This window comes from Streptomyces sp. NPDC002671 (genome assembly GCF_053592475.1).
Window position 1 is genome coordinate 510,103 of the sequence record NZ_JBSFVU010000001.1, and the last position, 11,951, is coordinate 522,053.

An 11,951-nucleotide genomic window follows, 5' to 3' on the forward strand; every position below is an offset into this window, starting at 1 on the left:
GGGGAGAGAGTGATCGATGACCGAGGCACGGGAGTCGGCCGGCCCGCACGCGCCGTGCGCGCCCGGCACGCCCTGCTGGGCGAGCCTGATGGTGCACGGACTGAGCGCGACCGAGGAGTTCTACGGGGAGCTGTTCGGCTGGGAGTTCCGGCCGGGGCCGCAGCAGCTCGGCCCGTACGTGCGGGCGCTGCTCGACGGGCAGGAGGTGGCGGGCATCGGCCAGCTGTCCCCGGACCGCAGGCTGCCGGTCGCCTGGACGCCCTACCTCGCCTCGGACGACGTGGACCGGACGGCCGATGCCGTACGGCTGTGCGGCGGCACGGTGGCCGTCGGCCCGCTGGACGCGCCCGAGGCCGGGCGCATCGCCGAGCGCATGGTCATCGCCGCCGACCCGTCCGGGGCGGTGTTCGGGATCTGGCAGGGGGCCGCGCACCTCGGCACGGAGGTCACCGGAGTGCCCGGCACGCCCGCGTGGAACGAGCTGCTCACCTTCGAGACGGTGAGCGTCGCCAAGTTCTACGAGAGCGTGTTCGGCTACGAGGAGGAGCCGTTGGTTTCGGCCGACTTCGACTACGTGACCCTGCACATCGGCGGACGCCCGGTGGCCGGTCTGCACGGCGTGGGCCACGCCCTCCCCCGCGACCGGGGGCCGCACTGGCTCACGTACTTCGAGGTCGCCGACACCGACGAGACGCTGCACCAGGTCACAGGCCTGGGCGGCCAGGTCCTGCGGCCGGCCCGCGACAGCGCCCACGGCCGGGTCGCGACGGTCGCGGACCCGGAGGGGGCGGTGTTCTCGGTGGTCCAGGGCCCGCGATGAGCACTCCGGCAGGAGAGGTGAGCGCTCAGGCAGGAGAGGTGAGCGCTCAGGCAGGAGAGGTGAGCGCTCAGGCAGGAGAGACGGGCAGGACGTCCGGGGACAGGGCCGCCGCGCGCGCGGAGGCGCTCGTCATACGACGCCGGTGGTGGCGCCGGCACAGCACCTCGTAGCCGACCTCGCCCGCGGACTGGTTGACGTCTCCGACGACCACCTGGGCGCCTTCGACCACCATCTGCCCGCCGACCGTGCGGGCGTTGTGCGTGGCCCGGGCGCCGCACCAGCACAGCGCCTCGACCTGGAGCACCTCGATACGGTCGGCGAGCTCCACGAGCCGCTGCGAGCCCGGGAAGAGCTTGGAGCGGAAGTCCGTGGTGATCCCGAAGGCGTAGACGTCCACGCCGAGGTCGTCGACCACGCGCGCGAGCTGGTCGATCTGCTCGGGCACGAGGAACTGCGCCTCGTCCGCGATCACGTAGTCCGCCCGGCCGCCCTGCGAGAGGTGGTCCACCAGGTAGGCGTACAGGTCCTGGCCGTCCTGGACCTCCACCGCGTCGGTGACCAGGCCGAGCCGGGAGGACAGCTTGCCCTCGCCCGCGCGGTCGTCCCGGGTGAAGATCATGCCGACGAGACCTCTCGTCGAGCGGTTGTGCTCGATCTGCAGAGCCAGCGTCGACTTCCCGCAGTCCATCGTTCCGGAGAAGAACACCAGCTCGGGCATGAGGAGTTGAGCACCTTTCGGTGAGGGGTGAGGAGGGTCGGCGGTCGGGGAGGTCCGGGAGCGGTCAGGAGCGGGCTTCGAGCAGCGGGACCAGCTGCTCGGCCGGGGTCATCGAGCCGTGGTTGCCCACCAGCGCGGACTCCTTCGGCTCCTTCTCGGTGGCGATGATCAGGACGTCGTCGTGTGCCGCCGCGACCACGTCTCCGATCCTCGCGTACACGCGCTCGTCCACCTGTGGCCCGAACCAGCCCGCCGCGATCGCCTCGTCCCGCGAGGCCACCCAGAACTGCTCGCCGAGCACCTCGCGCCAGACGGTCAGTACGTCGTTCTCGGCGCCCGGCACCGCGTACACGTGGCGCGCCCGGCCCTCGCCGCCCAGCAGCGCGACCCCGGCGCGCAGCTCCCAGTCCTCGTCGAAATCGATGCGGTGCTGCTCGTCGAACGGGATGTCGACCATGCCGTGGTCGGCGGTGACGTAGAGCGCGCTGCGCGGCGGCAGCTGCTCGGCGAGGCGCTGGGCGAGCCGGTCGACGTACATGAGCTGGCCGCGCCAGGTGTCGGAGGCGACGCCGTAACGGTGTCCGGAGCCGTCCAGCTCGGCGTAGTACGTGTACACCAAGGAGCGGTCCCCGGCGGCGAGTTGCTCTGCCGCGAGGTCCATGCGCTCCTCGCCGGTGAGCCGCCCGTGGAAGGTGCCGCCGCTGAGCGCGATCTTGGTGAGCGGGGTGTGCTCGAAGGCGGGCGAGGACACCTGGGCGGTGTGCACCCCGGCCTCGTGGGCCAGCTGGAAGACCGTGGGGTACGGCTGCCAGGGGCGCGGGTCGGTGTACGGCTGCCAGCGGAGCTGGTTCATCAGCTGGCCGGTGGCCGGGTTGCGGGCGGTGTAGCCGGGCAGACCGTGGGCGCCCGGCGGCAGGCCGGTGCCGACGGAGGCGAGGGAGGTCGCGGTGGTCGCCGGGTAGCCGGCGGTGAGCGGGCGTCCGGTGCCGCCGCGGGAGCTGCCGAGCAGCGAGGCCAGGAAGGGAGCCTCGTCCGGATGGGCCGCGAGCTGTTCCCAGCCGAGCCCGTCGACCAGGAACACGCAGACCCGGTCGGCCGGGGTCAGCTCCGGGATCGCGGCGGTCATGCCGGGCACGCCCATCCCGGCGGCCAGGGTGGGCAGCAGGTCGGCGAGGGAGCCGGTGCCGTACGCGGGCAGCGGCGCGGTGTCCAGGGCGAGCGGTTCCGGGTGGTCCCAGGCGGAGAGCTGGGACATCAGCGCGTGAGGTCCGCGGTTGCCTCGGAAAGGGCCTGCGCGAAGGCGAGCGCCTGGCGCACCGTCTCCGGGCCGTCCCCGGCCTCGCTGACGCGCAGGCTGAGGTCGTCCGCCGTGGAGCTGCCCGTGTAGCCGTGGTCGGCGTCGCAGTTGGGGTCGCCGCAGGCGGCGGGCTCCAGGTCGATGCGGCTGACCGCGCCCCAGCCGATGGTGAGCACGACCTCACGGGGCAGCGTGCCCGGCGTGTACTGCTCCGGATTGGAGACCACGCGGCTGACCACGACGGAGGAGATCCGGCCGAGCTTCACGGACTCGGTGGAGGTCGTGGCGTACGGTGCCGGGGAGGTGCTGTCGGCAGCCTGCTCGTCGGTGTGGCTCACGATGAAGCGGTTCTCGGTGAGGACCAGCACGGTCACGTGCCGACGCACCTCGTTCTGGTCGAACGTGGTCTCCTGGTGAACCAGGTACGACCGGATCGGCTCGCCGCCCACAGCGGCCTCCACCGCCTCGGACACGAGGGCCGGGTAGTAGCCGCTGCGCTCGATCGCCGTGCGCAGCCCCTGGGTCGTCGTACTGGTCTTGGCCATGGCGTCCATCCTAATCCGTGGGCAAGGGGGGTCCGGGCCAGTCGCGGGTACCCGCTGCGACCCGCACGCCCGCGCGCGGGTGCCTCGGGACGACCAGCGCCTGCCCCCTTCGCCGCTCAGTACGCCGGCAGGGTGCGCGGGCCGAGGTCGTCGCGGGCCGGCGGGGGCGCGAGGCGGACGGTGGCGCCGAGGACGCTCACGCCGTGTGCGGCCACGACGACCGGCTCCAGGGTGACCGCGACGACCTCCGGGTGGTCGTCGACCAGCCGGGACACGCGCAGCAGCAGCTCTTCCAGGGCGGGGGTGTCGACGGGCGTGGAGCCGCGCCAGCCGAAGAGCAGCGGTGCCGTCCGGATCGACCGCACCAGCGAGGTCGCCTCCCGGTCGGTGACCGGGATCAGCCGGTGCGCCATGTCCCCGAGCAGCTGTGAGGCAGCTCCGGCCAGCCCGAAGGACAGCACGGCCCCGGCTGCCGGGTCGATCACCGCCCGTACGACCGTGTCGACACCCCGGGGTGCCATTCCCTGCACCACCGGGCGCAGGTCCTCCCGGCCGCCGAACAGCTCCGTCAACTCCGCGTACGCACGGCGCAGTTGCCCCTCGTCGGCCAGGTCGAGCCGTACGCCGCCCAGGTCGGCGCGGTGTCTGAGGTGCGGGGCGGTGGCCTTGAGGGCCACCGGGTAGCCGAGGGAGCGGGCGGTCTCGGCGGCGGCGCCGGCGGTGGGGGCGGGGAGCGCGCGGCGGACGTGGATGCCGTACTTGGCGAGCAGCTCGCAGGTCTCCGCGGCCGGGATGGTGAGCCCCTCCCCGCGCGCGAGCAGCTCACCGATCAGCTCGGCGGCCCCCTTCTCGTCGATGTCGTCGTACTCCGGCACCTTCCCGGGATCGGCAGCCTCCCGCCGCCACTGTCCGTACTTGACAGCTTCGGCGAGAGCCCGGACGGCGCGTTCGGCGGCGGGGTAGGCGGGGATGAGACGGCTGTCCTCGGGAGCCGGGCCTTCTGAAGGCACCGCGGTGGGCAGTCGTTCCGCAGGGGGGAACGGGTGGGCATCGCCCGCAGCGCCGGGTGCCTTCTCGACGGCCCGAGGTGCGGTACTGGTCGCAGCCGACAACGCCTCAGCCAGCCCCCCGAGCTCCACGTGCACCACCAGCACCGGCTTACCAGGAACGGCCGACGCAGCCGACCGCAACGCTTCAGCCAACTCCGCATCCCCCGCCGACCCCTCCCCGATGGCGGGGATCGCGGTGACCACAACGGCATCACACGTGTCGTCCGCCAGCGCAGCGGCCAGCGCCCGATGGAAGTCCTCCGCCCGCGCCCCCGTCGTCAGGTCCAGCGGCAGTGACGGCCGCAACCCCTCCGCGAGGCACCGGTCGTACGTCAGCACGCCCAGCGACTCCGAGTTCCCGACGATCGCCACGCGCGGCCCCGCGGGCAGGGGCTGGCGGGCGAGCAGCAGGCCCGCGTCGACCAGCTCGGTGATCGTGTCCACCCGGATCACCCCGGCCTGCCGGAGCAGCGCGGAGACGGTCGCATGGGGCAGCCGGGTGGCCCGGACCGCGTGCCCCTGGGGGGCCGAGCCGACCCCCTGCACCACGACCAGCGGCTTCGCCGCCGCGGTCCGCCGGGCGAGGCGGGTGAACTTGCGCGGGTTTCCGATGGACTCCAGGTACATGAGGACGACGTCGGTCTCGGGGTCGTCGTACCAGTACTGGAGGACGTCGTTGCCGGAGACGTCCGCGCGGTTGCCGGCGGACACGAACGTGGACACGCCGGTGACCCCCGTGACCCCTCCCCCGCGCCGGTGCAGCCGCGACAGCAGGGCGATGCCGATGGCGCCGGACTGCGCGAACAGACCGATGCGCCCCGGGCGGGGCAACTCGGGGGCGAGCGAGGCGTTCAGCAGGACGTCCGGGGCGGTGTTGATGACCCCGAAGGCGTTCGGGCCGATGATCCGCATGCCGTACGCGCGCACCTGCTGCACGAGCGCACGCTGCCGCTCTCGTCCCTCGGGCCCGCTCTCCGCGTAGCCGGCGGAGAGGACGACGAGTCCCTGGACGCCGTGTTCGCCGCACTCGGCGACCACTGCGGGGACGTACTCGGCCGGGACGGCGACGACCGCGAGGTCGACGTGCCCCTCGATCTCCCGCACCGACCGGTGCGCGGGCACCCCGTCGACGTCCTCGACGTCCTCGGGGAAGGCCTTGTTCACGGCGTACAGCCGGCCCGCGTAGCCGGCGTCCCGGAGGTTGGCCAGGACGCTGCGGCCGACCCCACCGGGCGCGCGGCCGACCCCGACGACGGCCACGGAGCCGGGTGCCAGCAGCCGTCGTACCGAACGGGCCTCGGCGCGCTGCTCACGCGCGCGCTGCACGGCGAGGGAGCGGTCGGTGGGTTCCAGGTCGAACTCCAGGCGTACGACGCCGTCCTCGAAGCTGCGCTTCTGGGTGTACCCGGCGTCCGTGAACACCTTGATCATCTTGGTGTTGGCGGGCAGCACCTCGGCGGCGAAGCGACGGATCCCGCGCTCGCGCGCCACGGCGGCGATGTGCTCCAGGAGGGCGGAGGCGACCCCGCGGCCCTGGTGGGCGTCCTGCACGAGGAAGGCGACCTCGGCCTCGTCGGCCGGTGCGGAGGCGGGCATTCCGTCGGGGCCGATGCGGTCGTAGCGCACAGTGGCGATGAACTCGCCGCCGACGGTGGCCGCGAGCCCCACCCGGTCCACGAAGTCGTGGTGCGTGAAGCGGTGGACGTCCTTGGCGGAGAGCCGGGGGTACGGCGCGAAGAAGCGGTAGTACTTCGACTCGTCCGAGACCCCCTCGTAGAAGCTGACCAGGCGGTCGGCGTCATCGACGGTGATGGGCCGCACGCGTGCGGTGCCGCCGTCGCGCAGCACCACGTCCGCCTCCCAGTGGGCGGGGTACTCGTGCCGGTCCTGCCGGTCCGCCGGGGTCTGCATGGGCCCCAGCGTACGGCTCGCCCACGACAACGGCGCGAGGCAGTCTGTGGAGGACGGAAGCCGGATCGAGGCCGCGGTCCGGCGACACGGCCGGGGGGTGACGAAGGTCCCCTCCGGACTTGCTTCACGATGTGGGAAACTGGTCTAGACAACCCTGAGAACCTGAAGGGCAGCATCACATGGCTGAGCGCCGCGTCAACGTCGGCTGGGCCGAGGGCCTCCACGCCCGCCCCGCCTCCATCTTCGTCCGAGCCGCCACGGCCGCAGGCGTCCCGGTGACGATCGCCAAGGCCGACGGCAACCCCGTCAACGCGGCCTCCATGCTGGCGGTCCTCAGCCTGGGCGCCCAGGGCGGCGAGGAGATCGTCCTCGCCTCCGGCGCCGAGGGCGCGGACGCCGCCCTGGACCGGCTGGCCAAGCTGGTCGCCGAGGGCCTTGAGGAGCTGCCCGAGACCGTCTGAGTCGCACCAGGAAGCCGCGCCCCCGGAACCGGGGGCGCGGCTTCCGCGTTTTCGCGGCCGGCCGGACGGATTCGCACGCGGATTTACGCACCTGCCTGAATTCACGGCACGCCGAAAAAGGGCAGCGGAAATGCACGTCCCGCCGAATATCCCCTCTTTGTATACGGCGCCCGTGTTAATGCCGCGGGCTCGCTGTGTTTACGGCATGTTGCGAGTCCCTCACACGCTCCGCGCGGTCCCCGCCGGAGGCGAACCGCAGCCGGTGCGCGCCCACCGCGCGCTCGGTGTGCAGGGCCGTGACCGCCCGCGCGCGCTCGCTGTCGCCGCGCGCCACCGCGTCCACGATGACGCCATGCTCGGCCCAGGACTCCACCGGGCCGACCGGAGCCCGAACCGCGTACATCCAGGCGATCTTGTGCCGCAGCTGGGTGAGCGTCGAGGTCAGCGAGTGGCTGCCCGCGGCCTGGGCGAGCGTCTCGTGGAACCAGCCGTCCAGCGAGCGCAGTTCCTCGCTGCCGCCCTGCCTGGCCCGCTCCTGGCCCAGCCGCACCAGGCCGCGCAGCACCTTCAGATGGGCCTCCGTGCGCCGCTGGGCGGCCCGTGAGGCGCCGAGCGGCTCCAGGAGCATGCGCATCTCCAGCAGGTCGGCGGCCTCCCGCTCGGTCGGCTCGGCGACACACGCGCCCGCGTGTCGGCGGGTCACCACGAAGCCCTCGGCCTCCAGGGTGCGCAGGGCCTCGCGGACGGGGACGCGCGAGACGCCGTAGCGGCGGGCCAGAACTTCCTCGGTGAGGCGGCTGCCGCGCTCGTAGACACCGGCCACGATGTCGTCCCGGATCGCCGTGCACACCGAGTGCGCCGGAATACGCATGACCGACCTCCGTCTTAATCCCCGTGAAACGTCGACGATGGACGCATGTTCCGTGACTCTATTGCAATGAGCGGGAATTTCCGACGGCGGCCCGGAATCCATGGATATTTTTTGGTCAGCGGGCACCTCGGACGCCGCGAAAAACGACGAAAGCCCCGGCTCGGTGAGCCGGGGCTTCGCGATGAGTGCGTCAGACGTTCAGGCCGTGCTGGCGGAGGTAGGCGACGGGGTCGACGTCCGAGCCGTACTCCGGGGTCGTGCGGGCCTCGAAGTGGAGGTGTGGGCCGGTGACGTTGCCGGTCGCGCCGGACAGGCCTATCTGCTGGCCCGGGACGACCTGCTGGCCCACGCCGACGCCGATGGACGACAGATGGCCGTACTGGGTGTACATGCCGTCGGCCATCCGGATCACGATCTGGTTGCCGTACGCGCCGCCCCAGCCGGTGGAGACGACGGTGCCGAGGCCGACCGCGTGCACGGGGGTGCCGCTGGCCGCGTGGAAGTCGATGCCGGTGTGGGAGCCGGAGGACCACAGGGAGCTGCTGGCGTGGTAGCCCGTGGAGACGTAGGAGTTCGCGATCGGCAGCACGAAGGCGTTCAGGCGCTTGCGCTCGGCCGCGCGGGCGGCGCGCGCCTTGGCCTCGCGCTCCTCCTTCGCCCGCTCGGCGGCGGCCTTGGCCGCGGCCTGCTCGGCCGCCTTCCGCTCGGCGGCCTGCTGCTGCGCGGTGGCCTGCGCGTCGATCTGCTCGGCGATCTCGTCGCTCACGGTGATGACCGGGGTGAGGCCGGTCTGCTCGACGGAGTTCTCGGCGGCGAGCGACGGGGTGGCCGCGAGGGTGCCGATGACGCCGGTGGTCAGGGCCGCGACGCCGGCCGCCTGAGCGGTGGTGCGCTTGACCCGGCCGGGCTTGCGGTGCTTCCCGGTGGCGCACATGAACGCCATGAAGTGGCTGGTCCTTTCCTTCCCTGCTCGCCTACCGGGTTAGCTGACGGGTTCGGAGGAGGAAGGTCTCCTACGGACTCCCTCGCGCACGCGCGGGAGTCCGATTCACCCCAGGGGACGTGTGGGTCCCCGGCTCCCCTGGCTCGCGCCGTATGGGGACTCGGCGATGGCTGTCCGGTGCCGCGGGTGCGGCGCACTGCCTGACGGACAGCCCGCACGACGCTACGGGGGGTGGCTTTCCCCGCCCAAACGGATCCGGGCTTTTGTAGCGCATCCCACAGGCCAGACAGGCAACCTCCGCCCCAATTCGGACATCTGGGGAGCGGCTGGGGAGCAGCCGGTGAACAGGCGTGGGGCCCTGACGACCCGTAAGTCGCCGGGGCCCCATTCCCGCGTGCGTGCGCCCGGGCTCTACTCGGCCGCCACGACCGTGACTTCGCCGATGCCGAGCGCCTCGACCGGTTCCTTGATCTGGGCCGCGTCACCGACGAGGACCGTCACCAGACGGTCCACCGGGAAGGCGTTCACGACCGCCGCCGTGGCCTCCACGGTGCCGGTGGCGGCGAGCTGCCGGTAGAGCGCGGCCTGGAAGTCGTCGGGCAGGTGCTGCTCGACCTGGTCGGCCAGGGTGCCCGCGACGGCCGCCGCGGTCTCGTACTTCAGCGGCGCGACCCCGACGAGGTTCTGCACGGCGACGTCCCGCTCGGCGTCGGTCAGGCCCTCCGCCGCGAGCGTGCGCAGCACCGTCCACAGGTCCTCGAGCGCGGGGCCGGTGTTCGGGGTGTCCACGGAGCCGCTGATGGCGAGCATCGAGGCGCCCGTGCCGTCCGGGGCGGAGCGCAGCACCTGCCCGAAGGAGCGCACGCCGTAGGTGTAGCCCTTCTCCTCGCGCAGGACGCGGTCCAGGCGGGAGGTGAGGGTGCCGCCGAGGCAGTAGGTGCCGAGCACCTGGGCGGGCCACACGCGGTCGTGCCGGTCGGGGCCGATCCGGCCGATGAGCAGCTGCGTCTGCACGGCACCGGGCCGGTCCACGATGACCACGCGCCCGGTGTCGTCGGCGCTGACCGGCGGCACGGGCCGCGGGCTGCCCGGGGTGCCCGTCCAGGCGCCCAGGGTGTCGCCGAGCAGCTCGTCCAGGTCCGTGCCGGTGAGGTCGCCGACCACGACCACGGTGGCCGTGACGGGGCGCACATGGCGGTCGTAGTAGGCGTGGACGGCCGCCGCGTCGATCTTCTCGACCGTCTCCTCGGTGCCCTGGCGCGGTCGGGACATGCGCGAGGTGGCCGGGAACAGCTCCTTGGAGAGTTCCTTGGCGGCCCGGCGGGCGGGGCTGGCCAGCTCGTGCGGGATCTCGTCCAGGCGGTTGCGGACCAGCCGCTCGACCTCGCTCTCGGCGAAGGCGGGCGCGCGCAGGGCGTCGGCGAGCAGGCCGAGGCCCTTGGCCAGGCGGGAGGCCGGGACCTCCAGGCTGAGCCGGACGCCGGGGTGGTCGGCGTGCGCGTCCAGCGTGGCGCCGGCCCGCTCCAGCTCGGCGGCGAACTCCTCGGCGGAGTGCTTGTCGGTGCCCTCGGAGAAGGCCCGCGCCATGATCGTGGCGACGCCGTCCAGGCCGGCCGGCTCGGCGTCCAGGGGCGCGTCCAGCAGCACCTCGACGGCGACGACCTGCTGGCCGGGGCGGTGGCAGCGCAGCACGGTCAGGCCGTTGTCCAGCGTGCCGCGCTCGGGGGCCGGGAACGCCCAGGGCTTGGCCTCGCCGGCCTGCGGCTGGGGGTGGAAGTCCATCGTGGCGAGCTCGGTCACTTGGCCGTCTCCTCGTCGTTCTCGTTGCCGGCCTCTACGGTCGCTTCCTGCTCCGGGTCCTCGCCGCGCCCGGCCTCCTCGGTGTGCTGGGCCGACTCGGCGGACAGCGGCTCGTAGACGAGGACCGCGCGGTTGTCGGGGCGCAGGCGGGCCTGGGCGACCTCCTTGACCTCCTCCGGGGTCACCGCCAGGACGCGCTGGACGGCGGTGAGGGCGAGCTGCGGGTCGCCGAACAGGACGGCGAACCGGCACAGTTCGTCGGCGCGGCCGGAGACCGTGCCGAGCCGGTCCAGCCACTCGCGCTCCAACTGCGCCTGGGCGCGCTCCATTTCCTCGGGCGTGGGGCCCTCCTCGGCGAACCGGGCCAGCTCCTCGTCGATGGCGGTCTCGATGACCGGCACCTCGACGTCACCGGAGGTCTTCACGTCCAGCCAGCCCAGCGAGGGGGCGCCGGCCAGGCGCAGCAGGCCGAAGCCGGCCGCCACGGCCGTACGGTCGCGGCGCACCAGCCGGTTGTACAGGCGGGAGGACTCGCCGCCGCCGAGGACGGTCAGGGCCACGTCGGCCGCGTCGCACGCGCGCGTGCCGTCGTGCGGGAGCCGGTAGGCGGCCATCAGGGCGCGCGCCGGGACCTCCTCCACGACGACCTCGCGCAGCTGCCCGCCGATGACGTCCGGCAGGGAGCCGTCGCGCGGCGCGGGCTTGCCGTCGTGCGCGGGGATGGACCCGAAGTACTTCTCGATCCAGGCGAGGGTCTGCACGGGGTCGATGTCGCCGACCACGGAGAGCACCGCGTTGTTGGGGGCGTAGTAGGTGCGGAAGAACTGGCGGGCGTCCTCCAGGGTGGCCGCGTCCAGGTCCGCCATCGAGCCGATCGGCGTGTGGTGGTAGGGGTGGCCCTCCGGGTAGGCGAGGGCGGTCAGCTTCTCGAAGGCGGTGCCGTAGGGCACGTTGTCGTAGCGCTGGCGGCGCTCGTTCTTGACGACGTCCCGCTGGTTCTCCATGGACTCGTCGTCCAGGGCCGCGAGCAGCGAGCCCATGCGGTCGGCCTCCAGCCACAGCGCGAGCTCCAGCTGGTGGGCGGGCATGGTCTCGAAGTAGTTGGTGCGCTCGAAGCTGGTGGTGCCGTTGAGCGAGCCGCCGGCACCCTGGACCAGTTCGAAGTGGCCGTTGCCCTTCACCTGACCGGAGCCCTGGAACATCAGGTGCTCGAAAAGGTGAGCCAGACCGGTACGTCCCTTGACTTCGTGGCGCGAGCCGACGTCGTACCAGAGGCAGACCGCCGCCACCGGGGTCAGGTGGTCCTCGGAGAGCACCACGCGCAGACCGTTGGCCAGGCGGTGCTCGGTCGCTGTCAGGCCTCCGGAGCCTGCCTCGGCTGTGGTCGTGTGACCCATGGGCATGTACGTCCCTTCGCGAGCGGAGGCGGTCGTCGAAACCGCGGTTTTCCTGCCGGTCCTGCCACTGTATGCAAGCGTGCGCAGCGGCGGCGAAGTTCCCGCCGGACGTACGCCCACAGCGGATCACGTAGCCTGC

The 11,951-nt window shown here is 72.8% G+C and carries 10 protein-coding genes and 1 riboswitch; of the genes, 2 read left to right on the top strand and 8 right to left on the bottom strand.

Going from position 1 to position 11,951, the window contains the following annotated elements; translation table 11 throughout:
* Positions 1-16: 16 nt before the first annotated feature.
* Positions 17-820, top strand: coding sequence for a VOC family protein (locus tag ACWD35_RS02170; protein ID WP_451349201.1), 804 nt, complete (start codon positions 17-19; stop codon positions 818-820).
* Between the two features lie 67 nt (positions 821-887).
* Here ACWD35_RS02170 and ACWD35_RS02175 read toward each other — a convergent pair whose 3' ends face one another.
* The 4 genes from ACWD35_RS02175 to ACWD35_RS02190 all read right to left on the bottom strand — a co-directional run bounded on the left by ACWD35_RS02175 (position 888) and on the right by ACWD35_RS02190 (position 6,340).
* Entirely contained in the window at positions 888-1,538 is a 651-nt protein-coding gene (locus ACWD35_RS02175; protein ID WP_451349202.1) for a thymidine kinase, read from the bottom strand.
* 64 nt (positions 1,539-1,602) lie between these two features.
* Positions 1,603-2,793 carry an alkaline phosphatase family protein gene (locus ACWD35_RS02180; RefSeq protein ID WP_451349203.1) on the bottom strand — a complete coding sequence of 397 codons (1,191 nt, stop codon included), beginning with the start codon at positions 2,791-2,793 and terminating at the stop codon, positions 1,603-1,605.
* On the bottom strand, positions 2,793-3,389 hold the full coding sequence (locus tag ACWD35_RS02185) for a DUF5998 family protein (protein WP_451349204.1): 597 nt from the start codon (positions 3,387-3,389) through the stop codon (positions 2,793-2,795). The genes ACWD35_RS02180 and ACWD35_RS02185 overlap by 1 nt, the downstream gene beginning before the upstream one ends.
* Positions 3,390-3,496: 107 nt before the next feature.
* On the bottom strand, positions 3,497-6,340 hold the full coding sequence (locus tag ACWD35_RS02190) for a bifunctional acetate--CoA ligase family protein/GNAT family N-acetyltransferase (protein ID WP_451349205.1): 2,844 nt from the start codon (positions 6,338-6,340) through the stop codon (positions 3,497-3,499).
* A 179-nt stretch (positions 6,341-6,519) separates the two neighbouring features.
* Between ACWD35_RS02190 and ACWD35_RS02195 the strand changes: the two genes are divergently transcribed.
* Positions 6,520-6,801, top strand: coding sequence for an HPr family phosphocarrier protein (locus ACWD35_RS02195; protein ID WP_451349206.1), 282 nt, complete (start codon positions 6,520-6,522; stop codon positions 6,799-6,801).
* A 175-nt stretch (positions 6,802-6,976) separates the two neighbouring features.
* Here ACWD35_RS02195 and ACWD35_RS02200 read toward each other — a convergent pair whose 3' ends face one another.
* From ACWD35_RS02200 to ACWD35_RS02215, 4 genes are all read right to left on the bottom strand, one after another.
* Positions 6,977-7,672 carry a GntR family transcriptional regulator gene (locus ACWD35_RS02200; RefSeq protein WP_451349207.1) on the bottom strand — a complete coding sequence of 232 codons (696 nt, stop codon included), beginning with the start codon at positions 7,670-7,672 and terminating at the stop codon, positions 6,977-6,979.
* 190 nt (positions 7,673-7,862) lie between these two features.
* Positions 7,863-8,615, bottom strand: a complete 753-nt coding sequence (locus ACWD35_RS02205; protein WP_451349208.1) for a M23 family metallopeptidase — start codon at positions 8,613-8,615, stop codon at positions 7,863-7,865.
* 13 nt (positions 8,616-8,628) lie between these two features.
* Positions 8,629-8,791: riboswitch (cyclic di-AMP (ydaO/yuaA leader) on the bottom strand.
* Between the two features lie 235 nt (positions 8,792-9,026).
* Entirely contained in the window at positions 9,027-10,415 is a 1,389-nt protein-coding gene (locus ACWD35_RS02210) for a M16 family metallopeptidase (protein WP_451349209.1), read from the bottom strand.
* On the bottom strand, positions 10,412-11,818 hold the full coding sequence (locus ACWD35_RS02215) for a M16 family metallopeptidase (RefSeq protein WP_451349210.1): 1,407 nt from the start codon (positions 11,816-11,818) through the stop codon (positions 10,412-10,414). The genes ACWD35_RS02210 and ACWD35_RS02215 overlap by 4 nt, the downstream gene beginning before the upstream one ends.
* Positions 11,819-11,951 lie beyond the last annotated feature (133 nt).

Coding starts and splice junctions, on each gene's coding strand:
- ACWD35_RS02205 (WP_451349208.1), bottom strand. CDS start 8,615: ATGGCGTTCATGTGCGCCACCGGGAAGCACCGCAAGCCCGGCCGGGTC.
- ACWD35_RS02185 (WP_451349204.1), bottom strand. CDS start 3,389: ATGGACGCCATGGCCAAGACCAGTACGACGACCCAGGGGCTGCGCACG.
- ACWD35_RS02175 (WP_451349202.1), bottom strand. CDS start 1,538: ATGCCCGAGCTGGTGTTCTTCTCCGGAACGATGGACTGCGGGAAGTCG.
- ACWD35_RS02215 (WP_451349210.1), bottom strand. CDS start 11,818: ATGCCCATGGGTCACACGACCACAGCCGAGGCAGGCTCCGGAGGCCTG.
- ACWD35_RS02170 (WP_451349201.1), top strand. CDS start 17: ATGACCGAGGCACGGGAGTCGGCCGGCCCGCACGCGCCGTGCGCGCCC.
- ACWD35_RS02200 (WP_451349207.1), bottom strand. CDS start 7,672: ATGCGTATTCCGGCGCACTCGGTGTGCACGGCGATCCGGGACGACATC.
- ACWD35_RS02195 (WP_451349206.1), top strand. CDS start 6,520: ATGGCTGAGCGCCGCGTCAACGTCGGCTGGGCCGAGGGCCTCCACGCC.
- ACWD35_RS02190 (WP_451349205.1), bottom strand. CDS start 6,340: ATGCAGACCCCGGCGGACCGGCAGGACCGGCACGAGTACCCCGCCCAC.
- ACWD35_RS02180 (WP_451349203.1), bottom strand. CDS start 2,793: ATGTCCCAGCTCTCCGCCTGGGACCACCCGGAACCGCTCGCCCTGGAC.